Genomic DNA, 20,822 nt, shown 5'->3' on the forward strand with positions numbered 1-20,822 from the left:
CTTCAGCAGCGTGTCGACGTCGGTGATCGCGGCCAGATCAGACCCCTTGGCCGCGACGAACATGTTGGCCAGTTCGGCATAGCCGACGCTGAAATTGATCTCCTTCTTGCGATCGGCGGTGATCGACATGCCCGAGATGATGACGTCGAAGCGCTTGGCCTTCAGCGCCGGGATCAACCCGTCGAACGCCTGCACGACAAAATGGCAGGTCACCGCGAGTTTGGTGCACAGCAACGCGCCAACATCGGCGTCGAAACCGGTGACGTTGCCACTGGCGTCGGACATGCTCCATGGCGGGTAGGCGCCTTCCGTTCCGATGGACAGCTCGCCTTCGGCCGCCAATGCGCTTCCCATGCTTCCCGCGAGACATGCGAGCAGCGTCAAGACTTTCAGTTTCATATCAGTTCCCCTTGTTGTTGGTCTTCATTGCCGTTGTCCGGTGCGAACCGGACGCTTCGAGAATGCTTCCCTCACAGTGTCCGAGCCAGGAATTGGCGCAGACGCTCCGAGCGCGGGTTGCCGAACAGCTCCGCGGGCGCACCCTCTTCCTCCACCTTTCCCTCGTGGAGAAACAGAACCTTGTGGGAGACCTCGCGCGCGAACTGCATCTCGTGCGTTACGAGGATCATGGTGTTGCCTTCCTCCGCCAGTTGACGGATCACGCGCAGCACCTCGCCGACCAACTCGGGATCGAGCGCCGATGTCGGTTCGTCGAAGAGGATGACTTTGGGACGCATCGCGAGCGTTCGGGCGATCGCGGCGCGTTGCTGCTGGCCGCCTGATAACTGGCCCGGATAATGAGCGTGCTTGTCGGCGAGCCCGACCTTCTTCAACAAGGCGTGCGCATGTTCGATGGCCTTCTCGCGGGGCTCCTTCAAGACGTGCCGGGGCGCTTCGATGATGTTCTCCGCCACCGTCATGTGCGGCCACAGATTGAAGTTCTGGAACACCATGCCGACGCGGGCGCGGATGCGTTCGACCTGCGCCATGTCGGCTGGCCCAAGACGGCCGCTCGACAGCGGCTTCATCTTGATCACCTCGCCATCGATGGCGACCTTGCCGCCATCCGGCTGCTCCAGAAGATTGATGCAACGCAGGAACGTGCTCTTGCCCGAGCCCGACGAGCCGATCATGGAAATGACCTCACCGGCATGGGCGGTGAGATTGACGCCCTTCAACACCAAAAGCGAGCCGAAGCTCTTGTGAAGCTCGTCGATCTGCACGGCCGGCGTGGTGATCGTTGCCTTGTCAGCGGGCGCCGGATCGGCCGCGACGGCAGGAAGGGTTGGCGGCGTCTGTTCGCTGCTGGTGTCCTGGGTTATCTCGACGGTTCGCAGGTCCGCCAGCGCACGATCGAAATAGCGCAGGCTGCTGGACAGGCAGGTGCGTTGCCAGTCTGGGTCATCCGGGATGAAGGCGCAACGCAGGGTGTCGCGGATCCGCTTGCCCAACGGCGAATCGAGCTTGCCGAACAGATGCAGCCAGTTGTCGGCCTGCACCGCTTCCATGACAGCCGGCCCATCCAACGTGCCGCATTCAACGACAAGCGGCAGCACGCGCGCGTTCGGCATTGCCTTGCGGACGGCATCGGAGACATAGCCGGTCGCCGTCGCCGCGATGCCGGTATCGGTCTTGGCGCCCTGGCCTGTCAGGACTGTCGCCAGCGCCGGCCCGAAGATGGATTTGCCCCAGGCAAGGCCGTCATGCTCGGAACTCGCCACAGAAAGCAGAGCCGGATAACCGTAAGGCCCGGCGCCGGTATGCAGGTCGAAGACGATGGCCTGGCGCGCCGCGCCGGCAAAGGTCTTCAGAATTTCGTTCAAGGTGCGGTTCGACCAGACCGGGCCGCCACCGCCGTAGAACATGCCGTCGGCGAACTCATACTGGCCGGCTTCGACGATCGCCGCCAGCCCGGCATGCCCAAGCCTTTTGCGCGCCACGGCGAGCTTCTCGTCGGCCGCTATGCGGTCCGGTCCCTCCCACTCGCGATACGCCATGGCGTCGTGCAGGCCGGCATAACCGTTGTTGACGGGAGCACTTGAAGACCAGTCGATGAAGTTGCGGTTGAGGTCGACATTGTCCTCGTTGACGCGCCGCGACCAAGCCGTACCCCAGGGATTGATGAGGTGGATGGCAAGGATGGCTGTGTCGCCGGGCAGGCGCCGCAGGTGCTTCTGGCCGAGCCAGGCGGTCTGGCAAGTCGAGCCGAACGGGCCCTCGACACCATGCGTACCGGAGATGAGCACGATCAGCTTGCGCGCATCGCGGCGGCCAAGCAGCGCCACATCCGTCGCCAGCGTCTCGCCATCCGGGCCGTTCAGCGGATGAACATATTCAGACAGTTCCGCGCCGGCCCGCTCGGCGGCTTCGCGAAATCTCCTGCGAAGGATGGCGAAATCACAGGCATAGGTTGGGGCTGGCTCATCATGGCGCACGGTCGATCCCACCGGATCGCTGGCAGCTGCGGTCAATCCGTTCATTCCCTGTCGTTCCACCGTGGGGCTATTCATCGTTGTGATCGCTCGTGTTCTGAGGTGGCAATCGGCGCTCATTGCCGGAAAGGAGCGGCCTGGAGGACCGGACAAACCAGGCGTCGGAGGGAAGCACCTTGTCGGGGTTCATGATCGACTGATCGTCCAGCGCTCGTTTCACCCGCTCCATCGCGGCGAGCTTCGTCGGGTCAATCGTCGCCAGCAACGAATGGATGCGCTTGGACCCAACACCGTGCTCGGCGGAAAAAGAACCGCCAATCTCCCGCAGTTGTTGGTACAGGACGCTCTCGGCAGCCTCCGCTACGTCAGGCGCCAGCGGACCCTGACGGTTGAGGATGATATGCAGGTTTCCATCGGCCAGGTGACCGAAGACATAGGGCGCCAGACCCGGTTCGATCGCTGCGAGCCGGGGCAGGATTCTGTCGAGATAGGCCGGAATTTCCGACAGAGGCACCGACACGTCGAAGGAAGGCGCTTGGGGATGGGCGCGATAGAGCACGCCGGTGTCTTCGCGCAACCGCCACAGGTCTTCCTCTTGCCGCCGCGAGCCGGCAATGATGCCGGTGGCTTCAGGATAGCGCTCCATCACTTCCGAATAGATACGCTCGAAATCTTCGCGCAGCGCCTCTTCGCGCGCGCCGCCAAGCGACAGCAGCAGGAACAGTGTCTGGTCGAGCGGCACGCTCGGTTCGGACCATTCATGCGCGGCTGCGGCCAGGCTGAAATACGAGGTCCACATCGCCTCCGCCGCGCGCAAAACTCCGGTATCCGATTCAAGCGCCAGATGAATGACTTGCAGCGCCGCTTCGACAGACGGCAGCCCGAAAAGCGCGGTGGCGGTGGCTCGGGGCGAAGGGTCGAGCTTGACGACCACGCGGGTCACGATGCCAAGCGTGCCCTCCGCACCGATGAAGAGATGCTTCAGATCGTAGCCGGCGGAATTCTTCACCACCCGCGTCAGATCGGAATAGACCGATCCGTCGGCCAGCACGGCCTCCAGGCCAAGGACGCGGTGGCGCATGACCCCGTTGCGAAAGGCCATCACGCCACCCGCATTCGTGGACACCATGCCGCCGATCGTCGCCGAACCGCGCGCGGCAAGATCGATACCGGGCTCCAGCCGGTGCTCAAATGCGGCAGACTGCAAAGCTTCGAGGGTAACACCGGCACCGACGACCGCCACGCGCTCGACCGGATCGAGCCGCTCGATCCGGTTCATGCGTGCCAGGGAAAGAACGATGTCGCCCGGCCGCGAGACACTTCCGCCGACCAGGCCGGTCCGCCCGCCCTGCGGCACGATCGGAATCTCATTTTGGCTGCAGATGCGCACCACCGCCGCGACCTCACCGGTCGATGAAGGCGCAACGACGATGCCGGCGGCGCAATCCGTCCCGTTCGAACCAAGGTCGATCGCCCGGGCATCATCACCGGTCCGCACATTCGAGGCGCCAACGACATGGCGGATCGCGTCGACAACCGACAACGGCACCGCTTGCTCGATCCAGTTCGTTTGCCTGGGAGACGCGTGGCCGCTCATCGCCCCGCCAATCCCTGAAGCGCCGTGATCAGCCGGTCGTTGTCGGCCGGCAAGCCGATGGTGGCGCGCAGATAGTGCTCGTAGCCGGTTTCGCGCCACGCCTTGACGATGATCCCCTGCTTCAGGAGACCGGCGGCAACGCTGGAGCTGTCGCCCTTGCAGTCGAAGAACAGGAAGTTTGTCTGCGACTGGGCAACCCGGAAACCAAGGCCCTTAAGTGCGGCGGCGGTGCGCACGCGCTCGGCTCTGACGCGGCCCGCCGACGCCTTCATCCAGCTTTCGTCGGCCAGTGCCGCAATAGCGGCGACCTGTGCTGCCGCATTGACGTTGAACGGCGTCTTGGCGGCCGCGATCACTCTTGCCAGTTCGAAGCCCGAACAAACGGCATAGCCAACGCGCAGCCCCGCCAGGCCATAAGCCTTCGAAAATGTGCGCAGCACGACATGGTCGATGCTGCTGTTGCGCAGGACCTCGATGCCGTCGGGCGCGCCGGGATCGGCGAATTCGAAATAGGCCTCGTCCAGGACAAGAAGCGTGCCGGGCCGCACGGCGCCGATCAGCCGTCGCAGGCCAGCGTGGTCGAGACCCGGCCCGACCGGATTCCACGGCGAGGATATGAAAACGATCCGTGGCCCAACGGCGATCGCCGCTTCGAGCGCGGCAAGATCGAACCCCATCTCGGGTATCATCGCAATCTTGACGACATCGGCACCGGCAGCCAGCGGCTCTATCTCATGCAGCCCGAAGCTCGGCACCGTGGTGACGACCGAGGCGCCCGGCACCAGGACGGCGCGCGAGATGGCGGCGATCATCTCCTCGGAACCATTGCCGGCAACGATCATGCCAGGATCGATCGCCAGTTTTTCGCCAAGCGCCGCCCGCAGCGCCGTGCAGGCCGGATCGGCATAGCGCCATGGCTCGAAGGATGAGGAGGCCAATGCGGCCATGACGGCGGGAGAACACCCATCCGGGTTCTCGTTGCTGGCCAGCCGGGCGACATCGTTGCGGCCACTCAGCGCCCGCGCCATCGAGATGTTCATGCCGGCATTGTAGGGCGGCAAGGCGGCGATATGCGGATTGAGCGGCAGGCTCGACGCTGGTTTGACCGACTGTTCCAAATCCCGACTTCCGTTTCCCCGCGCCCACGCGCGGCAATCTTGTCAAATATCGAGGACGACTGATCCGCGCGGCTTGGAGCAGCACAACAGCACTTCGCCGCTTCCAAGCTCGTCCAGCGGTTCCTCGAAATAGGCGATGTCGCCCGAGATCAGCCGCGACTTGCATGTGCCGCAGATGCCGGCCCGGCAGCTGAATTCCGGCAACAGACCTTGGTTCTCGGCGAAGTCGAGCAACGATACGGCCGAGCCATCCCAGACGGCCGTCAGGCCCGACTTCCGAAATTCCACGGTTGTCGCTTCCCCGGCCGGCTCGATCCTTGCCGGCTGCGCTGGAACCGCGGGAACTCGCACTGCATCGGGCTCAAGCACCGTCGCCGGGCCGAAGAATTCGTAGGCAATGCGATAGCTTGGCGCGCCAAGCTCGCGCAGCATGACGTAGATCGCCTGCATGAACGGCGGCGGGCCACAGAGGTAGAAATCATAGTCATCGATCGGCAGCAAATGCTGCAGCACGTCCCGCGAAATCATGCCTTCGCTATGGAAGCGCTGCTCGGCCTTGTCGCGCTCGGACGGGTGCCGGTAGCAGAAGTGTGCGGTCAGGCCGGGACGGGTCGAGACCAGGCCGGACACTTCATCGCGCAAGGCATGCACATCGCCGTTGTCGCAGGCGTGAATGAAGACGGCACGGCGGTCCGGCAACGAAGCCAACGCATGCAGCATCGACACCATCGGCGTCAGCCCGACGCCGCCGCTGAGCAGCACGACTGGACGGTTGCTGGCCTTGTCGAGCACGAAATCGCCGCGCGGCCCTTCCGCCTGAAGCACATCACCGACGTCGATACGGTCATGCAGGAAGCACGAGCTTATCCCATCGGGAAGCCCCGGCCCGGGTGCTGCCTCACGCTTCACGCTGATCCGATAGGAAGCGCTGTCTGGGGAACAGGAGATACTGTAGTTGCGCAGCACATATCCCCTTTCGCCGGCGGCCTCCCGCGCTACCGGAATCCGGAACACCAGGAACTGGCCCGGCTGGAAGTCGCGCCAGTCCTGTGGATCGACCGGCTCGATATGGAATGAAGTGATGAGGGCGCTTTCGCGCACCTTCGCGACCACTTTCAGGTCGCGAAATCCGCTTCTTGCGATGGTGTCGCGAGCGGTGAATGCATTCATTCGGCAGCTGCCAATTGCTGGCTCTCGCTGGCAATCAGCTTGGCCAGGTTCCGGCGAAAGCGCAGCGGTCCGACATCTATCTTCAGATCGAGATTGGGCGTGCGCTTGTTTGCCATGCCCTTGTGCACGGCATTGAGCACGGTGCGGTCCTCGTCGAAGGCGCCGCGCACAGAGGTGGCGAACTGGCGGGAAACCTCCAAATCGTCGGGGGCGAAATTGCGCATCTGGAACCAGTAATATTTCGTCTGGTTCTCATCGACCGGCGTCATGAAGTTGTAGCTGTCCATGAGGAACACGTCCTCGTGCAGCGGCTTGCCCTCGCCGCCCGTGCGGGCCGGCACGAAGATCGCCTTGATGATGGCGTTGGAGGGGTAGCGCACTTCGTAGTGCTGCTTGCGGTCGCAATTGCCTGAGAATTTGAGGAAAGGCGCATAGAAGGGCGCCGGCGCGGCATCGACCACCCAGCGCCACACGGTCACGCCGTCCGCGCCTACGGTGGTTTCGAGTGGCGCATCCTCCATCGCCTGAACGCCGCCGAAGGAGGACTGGTGGACCCAAGACACATGCGAGGGGTCGAGCAGGTTGTCGGTCATGTAGAGGTAGTTGCAATCGAGCGCCATGGACTCGCCGCGATTGACGCCCCATGCCGGATCGCCCCAGTGGTCGACCGCGAAAATCAGCGCGGGGTCGGCCTTTGCCGCTTCGCCCATCCATATCCACAGCAGCCCGTAACGTTCGGCGATCGGATAGGAACGAACGCATGCCACATGCGGTATCTTTTCAGCACCGGGCACGCGCGTACAGGTTCCGGTGCTGTCGAAGGTCAGCCCGTGATAGCCGCATTCGACAGTGTCGCCCTTGATGCGGCCCATGGACAGCGGCAGCTTGCGGTGGGGACAGGCATCCTCGAGCGCCGCCACCACGCCATCGGTCCGGCGGTAGAGGACAATATCCTCGCCAAGTATCCGGGTCGGCACCAGCCTGTCGGCGACCTCATGGTCCCATGCGGCAACGTACCAGCAGTTTCGAAGAAACATGGCGTCCTCCCGAGCTTGTGACGCCTAAACGAATATCTTGCGGGCCTGGGACGACATAGGGCTTGCATCTGCGTTCTATTTTAGAAAAACTAAATCAAGCTGCCCCCAGGATCGTTGCCCAGGTGAAGAAGACGCCCCCACTGCGTGCGATACAGGCCTTCGAGGCTTTCGGGAGGCGTGGCAGTGTGACGGCGGCCGCCAACGAACTCGGCGTCTCCGTCGGCGCGGTCAGCCAGCAGATCCGCAAGGCCGAAGACGCCCTGGAGGCGCGGCTTTTGGAACGGCGCGGCAGGAGTGTCGCCCTTACCGCGCTGGGCCGCGTTTACCACGCAGCGGTTGCCGTCGGCTTCGAACACATTCGCGACGCCCAGGATCTCATCGAACAGGCCCGGTCCGCGGACACTTTGACCATCTCCTGCCTGCCGTCGTTGGCCAGCAAATGGATCGGCCCGCAGCTCCTGGATTGGCAGGTCGACCACCCCGGCGCGACCGTGCGGCTGGTGGGCGCCGAGACGGAGCCAAGGCTGGGCGCCGAACAAGTTGACTTCCGTATTTCGTACGGCACGAAATATCGTGATTTCGAGCACTACACCGAACTGTTCACCGACTGGGTGGTGCCGGCCTGCTCGCCGACGCTGCTGGCGAAACATCCGGTCGGCAAGCCCGCCGATATTCTCGATCTGCCGCTTCTCAGCATCGAATGGGCCCGCGATCACCGCTCGCCGCCGACATGGGCGGAATGGGCCGCAAGCATCGGCGCGGTGCACCGCAGAACATCCGGCGAAGTGGCCTTTTCCCTGTCGAGCGCGGCGATCGATGCGGCGGCCAACGGAAGGGGCTTTGTGCTGGCGCAACTGTCGATGGCTGCCGACGATATCGCGTCGGGCAGGCTCGTCGCCCCGTTCGACAAGCGGATCAGGCTGCCGGAACCTTATTTTTTGGCTTGGGATCGGGCCATTCTTGAAAAGCCTTTTGGTCCTGAGCTGCGAGCCTGGATTGTTTCGATTTCCAAGCGACTGGGCGCAACCTTAGCAGGATAGTCGAACACCGATCTGGAGACATAAGTCTGCATCTGCCAAGTTCGCGCGCACCAGCGTCTTAAGAGATCCAGACATTGGTCGGCGGTGTGCGGTCCCACGGATTGCTTCAGTTTGCCCTAGATATCTCGACAAAAGTCTTTTTTCGCCCTTCTTGCACCGCTAGCCGTCGGGCGGCTTTGCGACCCAAAACAGCAGCGTTCGCGCCCTCAAGTCAACAGGGGTTCACTCAACTTCCCTGCTGTACGAGATCCCGGCGAACTCGGAGCCCCTGCTTGAGCAAATCCCGACGTACACGAAGTCCTGGCCCCGCCCACCATCGTAACGCCGGCTTCCTCATCAGCGTCCTGTAACCGGCGACGGGTCTCCAACGTGCCCGTGTCGTCATTGCCTGTAACAATTAGATCAAAAGTTTTCTGGCCTGCGAGAGGCGGCCTGCTGTTTTGCTCGAATCACTTGCGATGGAAGGTGCGGCGTTTCGGTGGCAGCCCCAGCGCGCTTTGAAATGGGATAATCCCTCGCAGATCGCCTTTGCAACGGGGATACCAATCTCGGATCGCGAAAGATCGGCGAACCAGACCTGCGAACCACAAACTTCGCCGATTTCATTCAGCAGGTCGGTGACGTTGCTTTCGCCAGCGCTTTCCAGGCCGTCGGCAGGCTTGCCGATGGCGAAACGAAAGTTGCGCACGTCAGCGAAACGCTTCCAGCGGGTCATCCGACAATCGTCATCGCTCATCGTTTTATTACGGGGCCGTTCTGCCCTTTCGGCATGGGCCTGCATTGCAGCTTCGGATTGTATCAATTCCAAAAACGCGGACCGGGCGGCAGCAACCATATCGAAGCTGCACCCGAAACCCACCGCCATATGCTCGCCACTGTCTTCGCAGCTGATCGCCGCCGTCACGATGGCCGTGCGGAAGGAAGAGATATCGAGAAGCCAGAGCCTGCGTCCCGTTTCTTGGCGATGCTGCTGGATGTGAGACGCCAAGCCTTGGTCATCAAGCCGCGCGATATCCAGCCGCTTTCTCAGGGAGCCTCGGTGCCACCATATCCCTGTGGCGTCTCGTTCGACGAGTTCAAGCAAGGCGCGGGTTCTTGCATCGGCCCGCGTTGTGCCAGCGGCGCAACCATTGGTGTCGACGTTCAAGCTGCAATCGCCATATGCGACGTCACCAAAGCGGCCATAGCAGAGAAACGCCGGACAAAGCGCGACCCTATCGTCATGGAAGCTGCGAACGGACGCCCATAGCTGGGGATTGTTCAGATGATCCGTTGAAGGGATACTGTCCCAGCCACGCCACACTCTGTTGAGCCGATCGCGATGTCGGATCTGTTCCAGCGAAAAGCCCAACACCTGAATCGCATCGATCCTCATTCCATCGCCTGGAGAGCCGATGCGTGCTGACGCCGTGACGTCTTCGGCTCTGCAGGCCCAGCTGGAAATCTCCGCGGCCTCTCCGAGGCAAGACAGCACGGCCGTGCCGGCATCAAAGCCTTTGCCACTTGCCGTGAATCGTTTCTCATTCCCTTCGAATGGAGCAATGTTGGACATAGCCAGGAATCCACCCGGAACATCGAACACTTCAACGCCAATGTCGTAGCGTGTCGCGAAGTGCAAAAGGGGCAGCCCATTCTCGGGCGCAGCGACAAGGGTCGCAGCCAGATTCTCCAAAACATCCAAATCATCTTCACTCGACTGGCGGTCCCAGGTCGGGTCGTCTTGGTTCACCGTCATCGGCCGGTCGTGATGCATCAGCAGAGCAAGCGTTGTCCAATGCGACCCGCGCAACAGCATGTTGGCTCTTTCAATATCTTGGCTTCTGCTGTTTACGTAGGGTAAGCGGTGGGCGCCCGTTGGCGACCGAGACGATAGCCGGCGGAGTTGACAATTTCCACAGACGGTCTGGCGATTAGGCTAATCGGCGGTTTCGAGCTTCGCAAGGGCTCGGAGACGTTCTCGTTGGGCAAGCGGAAGGCCTGCGCGATTCTCGCCTATCTGTTACTGAGCGGCAGGTCACGCGAGACGCGCGGGCGACTGGCGGCATTGCTTTGGAGCGAGCAGGACGAGGAGCATGCGCGCGGATCACTGCGCCAGTGCATAAAGGATCTCCGACGCCTGGCAAGCGAGACCAGGCTTAATTACCTCGCGGTCGACAAGCTCGTCCTGGGAATCGATCCGACTGCAATCCGTTCCGACATCGATGAGCTTGAACGTGCGCTCGACGACCGCAATTATGACGGTGCGCTGCTCCTGCTGGCCAAAGCCAGGGATGGACTTTGCGCCGGGTTGGACGATTGCGATCCTGTCTTCGACAACTGGCTGAGAATGCAGTCGACGATGATAACCGACAGGCTGGTGACACGGCTCGCAGCCTGGCTGGCGGCCGAGACAGACCCGAGACAGCGCAAATCCATCGCTGCGTGCATCCTGCAACTTGATCCGTTTTTCGACGATGCCGTGGTGGAGACCATTCGGAGGGTTTGTGAGGAAAGCGGTTATGCCCGCGCCCTAGCGTTCTTCGACCGCTACGCGGCCGAACTCAAAGCGGACATGGATCTGCGACCACCGGCAGAAATCCTCCACCTTCTAGAGGCGCTCAAGCCGGGCAACGACGGTGAAAAGCGGGCGGCTGACCCCGACCTTGCGCAAAGCGATCACGACAGCCGCATCCCAGGGAAGCCGACAATCGCCATCATCATTGCCAGGCGCGAAGCAGAGAACGAACACCTGCAATTTGCCTTGGCGACAGAGCTTCTGGCTTCGATTTCCCGATTTAGGCATTGGACAGCCGTGTCAACGGAGTTGCAAGCCGGTGAATTCTCACTGGATCAGATGCATCAGGCGGCAGGCGAACACGTGGATATCGGCGTCCTCATCCGTCTGATCGACACGGATGGACCAGCAGTGTTCCAAATTACCTGCTATGACTTCCTGCAAGAAGGAGAAGCCTTCGTTCTCACCGTTCCGTCGGATCCGTCTTCCTGGCGCTCGGCCTTCAATGAAGTTTGCGCACGCTTTTCCGCGCGCCTGCAGATTGCCTTGTCCAGTGCCAGGCTGCATCGCATATCGCAAGCTTCCCCGAACCATTTCTCGGCCTATGATTGCTGGCTGGACGGACAGCGGCTTTCGATCATGTGGCGAAAGGACACCGAAGAAGCTGCCATCGCCCGCTACGAGGAAGCCATCCGGCTTGATCCCGATCTGTCCTGCGCCTATTCCAGCCTCGCTGCGGTGCTCAACTCGCGTTGGATCGTCGTTCCGGGTGCATCGTCGATCGAGCAGGATCTAAAGCGCGCATTCGAACTGGCCAAGCGTTCGGTCCTGCTCGACCCATTCGACCACCGCAACCAGGTAAATCTGGCCTGGAGCCACCTTCTGGCGCGACGCTGGGAGCTGGCCGATTTTCACTTCAGCCTTGCACATGAGCAAAATGCCGGGAACCCCGCGACGTTGATCGCCTACGCGCTGGCCAGCTCCTTCATGGGTGATCATCAACGGGCATCGGAGCTTTCGAAGCGCAGTTTCGACCTCAATCCCATGCCCGACGCTCACTATCATGGCTACCAGGCGACCATTGCCTTTCTCGCCAATGATCTGGAGGGGTGCGTGGCCGCTGCGGTCAAGAGCGATCAACTGTTCGCCGACATCCACGGCTGGTCGGCGGCGGCACTTGCGTTGCTGAAACGCAACCGCGAGGCCGGGGATGAGTTCAGACGTTTTCTACGCAACCTAACGGCGGCGTGGCAAGGGCCGGGTAGGCTTGACCGCGCTGTCGCCGTGGAGTGGTTCAAGACCGCTTTTCCGATCCGGTTACCAGTCGATCAGGAGAAGCTGGCCCGTGGCATCGAATTGGCAGCCCAGTCGGGCTGACACGGCCGAACCGTTGCTCGCAATTGCGCCGGGTTTCACTTGCAGCGTGACATCACGTAGTCGCCGAGGCGCTTATGATATGCGCTCAAACGGTTTTTCTTTATTTGATCGGGCGGGCCGGCGTTCGGGTCGAGATTGTAGTGATCGGGAAATGTATAGTCCTCACCGGGTCCATCCGCCGGCGCAATGGTGGCGATCGTTTGCTCGACGTCGCCGGTGAAGGGAAAGGCGATGTTCACGATCAGGTCTTGGTCGAAGTATGGTTGGATGGTGATCTCCTCCCAGGTTTTGTCCCTGGGCGTCATGAACCCACGCAGCAGGTCCTTCATCGCCTCCTGATCTCCACTTCTGAAGATCGCTTGCTTGGCCGGATCCTTGATCAGGTCTCGGATGAATTCGCCAAGCGCCTCGAACTGCACATCTTTGAACTTCACCATGTCCACTTTCCCCGCTAAACCAGATTGAGCACTGTAGCGCTGCCGTTATCAGCGCTATTGAAAACCCTGACTGCCGAGCAGGCCGCCAAGCACTTCATCCGATACCTTCGCAGTATCATTGAGATCGAGCAGTCCTGCCAGCGTTTTTGGCTCTACGTCCGGAATGAGCCTGCGAGAGGTGATATCCGTATCGGCAGCCTTGAACAGTGCGGATGCGATCGTGGCGGCCACCACATAGGAGCCAACTGGGCCAAGATGGCTGCCGTCATTACCAAGAACGGACGCCTCCTGGATGATATAGTAGGAGAGAGGTGTTTGCCTCAGGAACTCCGGGTACCGTTGCAAAGCGGCCCGAAGTCGGCCGGCGTTGTAGACGTAACGTTTGGCGCAGGCGGCCGTGGGAAGCATGTCATTGCCCGTCAGGACCGGCACATCGATACTGTTGTCGCCCAGGGCGGTCTTCACCGCACCGGCCACGTCCTGCCCGGATGGCAAACCAAGGTCGTAACAGCGCCAGCAATCCATGAAGGCAACCGGCCGGACTGTGCCGTTCAATTCCGCACTCAGGCCGGCAATCGTCAGTTCTTTCGACAGGAATGGTCCTATGCGCCGGGCACTTTGAGCTTTCGACGGGGGGTCGGCTGAGGCAAACCGGTTCCAGTCGACAATCCAGTTCTCGGGTATTGGAATCTCCCCACCCGGGCGCAGGCTGGAAAAGGACAGCATTTTGCGCAGATTGGCTGGTTCTTCGACCGACCTGTCGTTCACGACATAGAACTGCCGGACCATGGCGTGGGCAAAGCGCGACGCACCGAAGGTGAATTCCAAAGGCAGCGCATTGAAAGTCTCAAGTGCCGAGACTCCGGCGCCAAGAAAATCGTCACTGGCGAAAAAATGGTCCCATATTTCCGGAGCCAGAACTTTTCTCAGATAGTCGTTGATGATCACAGTGCGGTAAACCGAGGTCAGATAGATCCTGGCACGCTTGTAAGCTTCTGCTGGGTCGGTGCCGATGCCAAGCAGCAGATCCACGATCCTGTTGTGGATGCCCATGAGTGTGCAGAGCAGTTGCGACAGGACAAGATTGTCGTCGTTTCGCGGATCCGCCACCAAGGGCCGATAAGGCGATCGCCGACCCTCGACACTGATAAACTTGCCCGAGAAGTCGATGCGCGGCAAATCACGGCCTTGCATGGTCTTACCGTCGACCGGAAGCATACTGCCTTTCATGCAAGGCAAGCCGATCGGAAAGCGGCAAGCCGACAGGTCCGCCCCATCCGCAACATCGTAGAGATGGGCGTCGACGATTGGCCCCCGCCCATAGAGCCCCGAAAGGTCAAGGCCTTGCGAGGACGCGTTCTTCAAATGATGGGTTTTGCCTGTCGGCTTGGGCAATCCGAATATTTGGCTGAAGACGATGTCATGGAACACGAATTGACCGAAATAGGTAAAGCCGGCTGGTGTAGGGCTGAGATCACTGCCTTCAAGTCCATCGGTCGGGCCGACCATTTCCGCCGTGATGTCCAGCAAGCCCGCCTTGGTGCGGTCGATGGCGCTCTCGTCTTCGGTTGCGTCAAACAAGGCGATCGGCATGTCCGCCAGGGACGGGAAGAGCCTGATGCCTCTCAAGGTCGGCTTGTCGTTGAGGCCGTCGTCTGAATTCTGGTTTGACCGGTTCGGTATGTTGGCGGCTTCGAAGGAGGACGTTTCGCCGTGGAGCATCGAAGTAGACCTCGTTTTCCAGAAGGATGAATGCGGCCAGGCGAGTAGCTTGGCATGAATCCGGGAGTAGAAACAGACTTGCCCGTCGGTGGTCTGAATGGCGCGGCCCCAGAGCAGAGCGACATTGCCGAGGCGATCATGACACTGACGGATCGAGCTTCGGGCCCGCCGAGACGGCGGTGAACAGCACACAGGACAGAATGACGCCCGCACCCAGAAGCCCGTCGGGCGAAAGCCGTTCACCAAGCAGAGCGGCAGCGGAAATGGCGGCGAACACACCCTCTCCGCTGCAAATCACCGCCGCATGGGACGAAGTGGTGTAGCGCTGTGCAGAAGTCTGCAGGCAAAAGCCGACAGCGGTCGAGAACACACCAAGCATGATGAGTTCTGGCCATGCTGCCATAATTGCCTGAAATGTCATTGTGCCCTGCAGGGCGAAAGGTAGCGTGGCAACGGCCGTGCCGATGAACTGTGCGGCCGCCGTCGCGAAGGGGTGGCCATGTGCCTGCACATGCCGCCCGAGTTCGACCGTCCATACTGCAAAACAGATTGCAGTCAGGACGGCGAAAGCGTCGCCGGCGGTTGCCGAACCATTGAAGCCGCCCGCCAGGAGAGCCGATCCCACGACCGTCAGAATTGCGACGAATAGGATCAGTGCACTTGGACGCTCCCTCATGATCAGCCACGCGGCGATCGGCGTGATAACAGTGGAAGCGCTGATAAGGAGGCTCGAGTTCGTCACCGTCGTGCTGACATAGGACAATTGCTGGACCACACAGCCGAGGGCAAAAAGCAGAACCACTCTCGCCACACTTGGAAACCAGCCGGTGTTGGTTTCGGGGTCGCGCTCCCGCACCGCGAATGGCAACGTCACCAGTCCGGCGATCACGCTGGTCAGGAAAACAACCGCCATGGGATCGAGGTGGGCCAGTATGGTCTTGTGGGACACATTGCCCACTCCCCAAATGAGCGCAGCAAGCATTAGCAAGGAATTTGCCTTGAATCTGGACATGATTGATCGCATCACCACAGCGGGCAATGGCTCCAACGGTTTGTGATCGGGTTTGAAAGCGATGATCGGGGCCGACGGACCCCGTCATCGTCGAGGTGGCTGGTGTTGCGCGGAAGAACGCGTCTTTTGGTTCGCGATCTATCCGGGGCCAGCACTCGATATATGTGATCTGCGCAAGACGGGGATGGTGGGCAGCAGGACGGGCTTTGGCGGTTCGTTCTGCTCGAAACTGACGCTGCGCTGAAGAAGCGGAAGGATGGCCTCCGGGGTTGCCGAAACCATTTGCGTGCATCGAGTTGACGAGTTCATGAAGCCAGCCTCGGACATGCTCTCGAAGACGCCGAGAAGTGGTGACCAGAAGCCTTTGAAATTCGCCAGGACCAGCGGCTTGCAGTGCCTTTCCAGCTTGCGAAGCGTCATGACCTCGGTCAGTTCCTCAACGGTTCCGATGCCGCCAGGCAAGGCTACAAATGCATCCGCGTAGTCAAACATGAGCTGTTTGCGGATACTCATGTCGGGAACTGAAATCGTCTGGCATCCCGATAATAGCATTCTCATCCGCTCGATCAGGAACTGCGGGGTGATCGCGATCACGGTTCCACCCCCTTCTGCTGCGGCAATAGCCACCTGGCCCATCAGGCCATCACAGCCACCGCCATAGACCAGGCGAATACCTGCTGCGGCTATCGTCTCGCCAAGGATGGTGGCGCAACGGGCGTGGTCGGGATCGTTGCCAAGCATGGCGCCGCCGAAAACGCAGATCGTGCCGATGCGTCGCTGCAAGGGATAGGAGCGGCCGATCTGTTCTGCGGAATTGTCGGATGATGATCCAAACATGGTGTCTCTCCAAATGAGGTTGGAATAGCGAAGCTTGATCAGCCGGCGGAATGATCGCGGGCTGCGCGAGGTTGGCTCGATCGGAACAGAAGCAGGTCAGCCCAGGACCAGAGCAGGTAACAAACGAGAAGGCTGGCGGGCGTAGACCAATGCTGTGGCTGTTCGACTTCGAATTTGAACAGCGATGCACAGAGTTCTGTCCCGGCGGCGATGAGGGCCGGCAGCCGGCTGAGAAGGACCATGACGCGAAACGGGTCGGGGCCGTATTCCGACAAGTTGAGGATCCGGACACCGGGTCGGTGGCAAGCACTGCCGAATTTTCCAACGGAATGAAGCAGGCCCGATGTCAACGCCAGCAACGGATGGCCAAGTTCAAACAGGGCCAGGCCAAGGCAACCGGCACCAACGCCGGACAGGAAATCACCCAGGCGGTTGAGATTTTCCCTAGGCTTGAGACGCCCGTTCCAGGCGCGATGGTAGATCTCGCCGCTGGCGAAGAAGATCGCCGTCGCCGAGGTCATTGCGATCGCAGCGAAATTGCCCGTCAAATAATGGCTGATGGCGGCCGGCGCGCCTGTCCAGAGGAGTTGGTTCAGATCGCCGGATACGAGAATCTGCGCCGTAATCCCCTGACAAAGACCAATGAGGTTGCCGACATTGTAGGCTCCCCCAGGGCCAGACATCCGTGCCGTTAACGCGCTGCGCCAAGCAAGGAGGCGCGGAGACCGAACCGTGAAGGATGAGGCTGTTTCGCGAGCTGAAATTTCGACTGGGGCTACACGCAGCGGCTTATTGATGTTGAGCGTCATGTCGGGTTCCTCCCTTATGACGCATGCTTTGCAGTGCTCCGCGTGATCTCAACGTGAATTGCGCTGGAATGGGTCCGTCCAGGCTAACAGGCAGATCGCATTGGCGGTTCCTGCAAGGTGACGGTTGATCTACTTCTCTCAATTGCCTCGGCCAGCCTTATCCCGCGGCGAGCTTCTGTGTCGGCGGGGCCTTGCAGCCCTGGCCGACGACATTGTCTAAGCGGATCGCCTGCCGAGCCTCCATTGACAGCCATCCGGATGCACGGGCCGCGAAGACCGGAAATCATCTCTCGACGATCATGCGAAGACACCGGGGAACGATGATCGTTATTTCACGCTGAATTACGCTGAGTTGCCCAACATCACAGCCGCAACGCCAGACTGACATCCGCAAAAGGCTGAGCGGTCGAACCTGAACCTCAACTGAATCCAAGGATGGAATTCGATCATGCTACGCAGCTTGACGAAAACATTCACCGCCATCTCGACAATCGCCGTTCTCATGGCACCTCTGATGACTCCCAATGCGGCCTACGCGAACAGCACCACCGTTCCGCGCAAATGCATAAACGGCGTGGCAAGGTGCGCATCTCGCTATCCAGCAAGCTTTCGAGACCACCCATTTCAATTCAGCGGGACAGTGCAACGCACCTTACTCCCGAGGTTGGCGCAACGCTCTCCGGGTCGGCATCCATCTCAAGCTCCTCGAACGCCCGGCTTGTCTGAGGGTCTTCACAAAATGTTACGTAAGGGAACGTTCGCGCCTGACTCTTCTTAGGCAATCGAGGCGGTTGTCGCCTCGTGCATTGTGAAGGAGAAGAAGAATGCCCAATCAAGGTGGTAGCCACGAACAGCATGTGAAGGCAGGCCAGCAGAGCCACAAGAATGCCGACAATAAAAACCGTCAGCAACAGCAGGCCGCTGGTGGTGGTCAACGGCAGCAGGGCGATGGATCCGGCATGCGTGGTGGAACCCACGAACAGCACGTGAAAGCTGGCGAACAAAGTCACAAAAACCGCTGATCGCGGGTGATTTCAGCAGACCCACCCCGAAGTATCGGGGTGGGTCTGATTGCATCTGAAAGAGGTGCTATCGACGACGCTGCGGTTAGGGTCGCGAAAGTCGCCCCGGCGACTTTGCCGGGGCGACTTCAGTCAGGACGCCCAGTCAGGCAGCTTGCTCCAGGGCGCGCTCATTGACACCGCCTTCGCCCAGCCCGGAAAGCGCTTCGTCCGTCGCGACCTCCTCTTTCAATGTCTCGTTGAGGAGCTTGACCACGTCGCTCTTGCCAAGCTGTTCAGCCCACGCGACCAACGTGCCGTAGCGCGCGATTTCATAATGTTCGACGGCCTGTGCCGCGCCGACCAGCCCAGCATCCAGGGCTGGGTCGCCCTTGTATTCGTCGAGAATTTCCGACCCTTCCTCAAGAATGCCGTCGATCGCCGGACAGGTTTTGCCGCGCGCCGGTTTGTCCATAAGTTCGAACACTTGCTCGAGCCGATCAACCTGGCCTTCGGTTTCCATGCGATGTTTTTCGAAGGCCGCAGCCACCTCCTCGGATTCGGCGCCCTTTGCCATCTTCGGCAAGGCCTTGAGTATCTTCTTTTCAGCGTAGTAGATGTCCTTCAGCCCATCGAGGAACAAAGCCTCCAGTCCCTTGGTCGTCGCTCTTTTTGCAGTCGCCATGATTTGTCTCCCTTGGATTGTCGTGAAAGCTCACCGGCGGTGTAGCCATGGACTAACTTTCCATGGAAGCAGTTGTTCCCTGGGGGCGACGTGGAAGGGCAGCGCGTCGAACACCGCTTTTATCGAGGGCCGATCGACATCAAAAGGCGATGGACGATGACGGTGTGAGAGCCGCCGGCAGGGGGGACGGAAAGCACCGGGGTTCGTCGCGCTGTATGGAGTAGATGGTGAAAAGAGATACTTCCGATGGGTTCATATACGAAATCATATTTACATATAAAACAAATCATGATGATCTTGCTGTCGTGCAACGGCGGCTAAGGTGGTCGGTTCCGGCGTCCGTCGCCGAGCCTGAATGCCAGCAGATGATCGTGCACAATGAAATCAAAGATGATGTCGCGGTCGAGTGAGCCGTGCATTGGTCGGATGTAGGGAGTGCGGCATGCCCTTTGATGTCATCGTTGTCGGAGCCGGCGCAGCCGGGGCTGTCCTTGCCGCCCGGCTCACCGAAGATGCGGCCACGAACGTGCTTTTGCTGGAAGCGGGGCCGGACTACCGGAGCGGCGAGCAACCTGCCGAGATGGCGAGTCCAAATCCCTTCAACCTGCTGCTTCCCGATCATTTTCAGCAACAATATATGTACCCCGACCTGATGGCTCGCCGCACCAAGCGGCAGGAGCATCGGGTCTACTGGCGCGGCAAGGGGCTTGGCGGTTCGACGGCCGTCAATGGGCAGATTGCCATTCGCGGCGTGCTCCATGCCTTCGACCGCTGGGAGGAAATCGGATGCAAGGGCTGGTCGGGAGCCGACGTGCTGCCCTTCTTCCGCCGGCTGGAGGATGACCCGATCGCGGCTAATTTTCACGGCAGCGATGGCCCGATTCCGATCTACCGCGCGCCTGTCGAAAGCTGGGGAAGCGTCGACAAGGCCATGCGCCAAAGCGCGATGGCCCTCGGCCATCCCTGGCATGACGATCTCAATGCTCCGGATGCCGAAGGGGCTTGCACCTATCCCATCAACAGTCGAGCCGGCAAGCGCGTGTCGGTCAATGACGGCTATCTGGAAGCTGCCCGCGACCGGCCGAACCTCACCATCATCGGGCAGGCGACAGTGGACAAGGTGCTTTTCGATGGCAAGAAAGCGATCGGCGTTTTGGCCATCGTGGCCGGTCAGGTTCGCAAATTCGAGGCGCCGCTGGTCATCGTCTCGGCCGGCGCCATCCACTCTCCAGTCATCCTGCAGCGCTCGGGCATCGGTCCGGCGGCTCTCTTGAATCGAAAGGACATCGAGGTGCTTGCCGACCTGCCGGTCGGCGAAGGTTTCTTCGACCATCCTTATTGCCGCATCGAACTGAAGCTGAAGCCGGAATTCAAGGCGACCGATGTCGACGCGCGGCATACCAACTGCTGTGTGCGGATGAGTTCCGGCGTGCCGGGTGCCGAGCGCGACGACATTCTCTACGTCGCCATGAACCATGGCGGTATCGGCGTGGAGTCCGACAGCGCCCAGTTCGGCGAGGCCATGGTCAATCTGATCCTGATGGAGGCCAAGAGCCGGGGCACCGTGCAGTTGCGTTCCGCCAATCCCTTCGACCAGCCGATCGTGGAAGAGAACATGCTGGACGATCCAATGGATATTCAGCGCATGCGTATCGCCTATCGCCACCTTGGCGAGATTGCCCGGCAGGCGCCGATCCAGGCGATCGCCGAGCGCGTCCTGCTGGGGGATTCCGATCTGCCTTTGTCATGGCTCGAAACGGCAAGCGACGAGGAGGTCGACAATTTCCTGCTGGCGCAGTCTTCCGATGCGCAGCATGGGATCGGCGGCTGTTGCATGGGGAGGCCCGGCGAGGCCGTGGTCGATCCGGAATGCCGGGTCTACGGTTTTGAAGGGCTGCGGGTTATCGATGCGTCGATCATGCCGCTCGATTGCCAGGCAAACACCAACCTGACCTCGATCATGATTGGCGAGAAAATGGCCGACAGCCTGCGCCGGTCCATCTGACAGCTTGCTGCCGAACGGCATACGGTCGCACGGGAGGCCCGCGCAAAAG

The 20,822-nt window shown here is 60.7% G+C and carries 17 protein-coding genes; 4 read left to right on the forward strand and 13 right to left on the reverse strand.

The genetic code is table 11. The features are described from left to right. The 6 genes from EN949_RS01205 to EN949_RS01230 form a co-directional block, all read right to left on the reverse strand. The coding region (locus EN949_RS01205) for a transporter substrate-binding domain-containing protein (RefSeq protein WP_127371617.1) at positions 1-399 on the reverse strand (399 nt) is incomplete at its 3' end. A 71-nt stretch (positions 400-470) separates the two neighbouring features. Continuing rightward, positions 471-2,480 carry a DUF2817 domain-containing protein gene (locus tag EN949_RS37050; RefSeq protein WP_127371618.1) on the reverse strand — a complete coding sequence of 670 codons (2,010 nt, stop codon included), beginning with the start codon at positions 2,478-2,480 and terminating at the stop codon, positions 471-473. 22 nt (positions 2,481-2,502) lie between these two features. Beyond that, positions 2,503-4,029 carry an FAD-binding oxidoreductase gene (locus EN949_RS01215; protein ID WP_127367296.1) on the reverse strand — a complete coding sequence of 509 codons (1,527 nt, stop codon included), beginning with the start codon at positions 4,027-4,029 and terminating at the stop codon, positions 2,503-2,505. Continuing rightward, entirely contained in the window at positions 4,026-5,147 is a 1,122-nt protein-coding gene (locus tag EN949_RS01220; protein ID WP_127367295.1) for an aminotransferase class I/II-fold pyridoxal phosphate-dependent enzyme, read from the reverse strand. Before EN949_RS01220 ends, EN949_RS01215 begins: the two co-directional genes overlap by 4 nt. A 42-nt stretch (positions 5,148-5,189) precedes the next feature. Further along, positions 5,190-6,317: a 2Fe-2S iron-sulfur cluster-binding protein gene (locus EN949_RS01225; protein WP_127371263.1), complete on the reverse strand. Its 1,128-nt coding sequence runs from the start codon at positions 6,315-6,317 to the stop codon at positions 5,190-5,192. After that, positions 6,314-7,354, reverse strand: coding sequence for an aromatic ring-hydroxylating dioxygenase subunit alpha (locus EN949_RS01230; protein ID WP_013530418.1), 1,041 nt, complete (start codon positions 7,352-7,354; stop codon positions 6,314-6,316). Before EN949_RS01230 ends, EN949_RS01225 begins: the two co-directional genes overlap by 4 nt. A 140-nt stretch (positions 7,355-7,494) precedes the next feature. Here EN949_RS01230 and EN949_RS01235 point away from each other — a divergent pair, with 140 nt between their 5' ends. Next, positions 7,495-8,394 (forward strand): LysR substrate-binding domain-containing protein, encoded by a 900-nt coding sequence (locus EN949_RS01235; RefSeq protein WP_164747153.1) that lies wholly within the window; start codon positions 7,495-7,497, stop codon positions 8,392-8,394. Positions 8,395-8,791: 397 nt separating this feature from the next. On the opposite strand, the gene EN949_RS01240 is transcribed toward EN949_RS01235, so the two are convergent. Further along, complete coding sequence (locus tag EN949_RS01240; RefSeq protein ID WP_127371106.1) at positions 8,792-10,189, reverse strand: YcaO-like family protein; 1,398 nt, start codon at positions 10,187-10,189, stop codon at positions 8,792-8,794. Between the two features lie 165 nt (positions 10,190-10,354). Between EN949_RS01240 and EN949_RS01245 the strand changes: the two genes are divergently transcribed. Beyond that, entirely contained in the window at positions 10,355-12,265 is a 1,911-nt protein-coding gene (locus EN949_RS01245) for a hypothetical protein (RefSeq protein ID WP_063168714.1), read from the forward strand. Positions 12,266-12,300: 35 nt separating this feature from the next. Here EN949_RS01245 and EN949_RS01250 read toward each other — a convergent pair whose 3' ends face one another. The 5 genes from EN949_RS01250 to EN949_RS01270 all read right to left on the reverse strand — a co-directional run bounded on the left by EN949_RS01250 (position 12,301) and on the right by EN949_RS01270 (position 17,082). Continuing rightward, entirely contained in the window at positions 12,301-12,702 is a 402-nt protein-coding gene (locus EN949_RS01250; RefSeq protein ID WP_013530422.1) for a hypothetical protein, read from the reverse strand. Between the two features lie 54 nt (positions 12,703-12,756). Further along, positions 12,757-14,424 carry a peroxidase family protein gene (locus tag EN949_RS01255; protein WP_063168713.1) on the reverse strand — a complete coding sequence of 556 codons (1,668 nt, stop codon included), beginning with the start codon at positions 14,422-14,424 and terminating at the stop codon, positions 12,757-12,759. Between the two features lie 136 nt (positions 14,425-14,560). Then, positions 14,561-15,436 (reverse strand): DMT family transporter, encoded by an 876-nt coding sequence (locus tag EN949_RS01260; protein WP_164755109.1) that lies wholly within the window; start codon positions 15,434-15,436, stop codon positions 14,561-14,563. 138 nt (positions 15,437-15,574) lie between these two features. Continuing rightward, on the reverse strand, positions 15,575-16,273 hold the full coding sequence (locus EN949_RS01265) for a TIGR00730 family Rossman fold protein (protein ID WP_063172726.1): 699 nt from the start codon (positions 16,271-16,273) through the stop codon (positions 15,575-15,577). A gap of 38 nt (positions 16,274-16,311) precedes the next feature. Further along, on the reverse strand, positions 16,312-17,082 hold the full coding sequence (locus tag EN949_RS01270; protein WP_013530426.1) for a hypothetical protein: 771 nt from the start codon (positions 17,080-17,082) through the stop codon (positions 16,312-16,314). Positions 17,083-17,906: 824 nt separating this feature from the next. Between EN949_RS01270 and EN949_RS01275 the strand changes: the two genes are divergently transcribed. After that, positions 17,907-18,104 carry a hypothetical protein gene (locus EN949_RS01275; RefSeq protein ID WP_013530427.1) on the forward strand — a complete coding sequence of 66 codons (198 nt, stop codon included), beginning with the start codon at positions 17,907-17,909 and terminating at the stop codon, positions 18,102-18,104. 145 nt (positions 18,105-18,249) lie between these two features. Here EN949_RS01275 and EN949_RS01280 read toward each other — a convergent pair whose 3' ends face one another. After that, positions 18,250-18,768, reverse strand: coding sequence for a ferritin-like domain-containing protein (locus EN949_RS01280; RefSeq protein WP_013530428.1), 519 nt, complete (start codon positions 18,766-18,768; stop codon positions 18,250-18,252). 442 nt (positions 18,769-19,210) lie between these two features. Between EN949_RS01280 and EN949_RS01285 the strand changes: the two genes are divergently transcribed. After that, a complete protein-coding gene (locus EN949_RS01285) occupies positions 19,211-20,773 on the forward strand; it encodes a GMC family oxidoreductase N-terminal domain-containing protein (protein WP_127365608.1) in 1,563 nt (520 codons plus the stop codon). Positions 20,774-20,822: the final 49 nt, after the last annotated feature.

It is taken from the genome of Mesorhizobium sp. M7A.F.Ca.US.007.01.2.1 (assembly GCF_003998165.1).
GTDB lineage: Bacteria > Pseudomonadota > Alphaproteobacteria > Rhizobiales > Rhizobiaceae > Mesorhizobium > Mesorhizobium ciceri.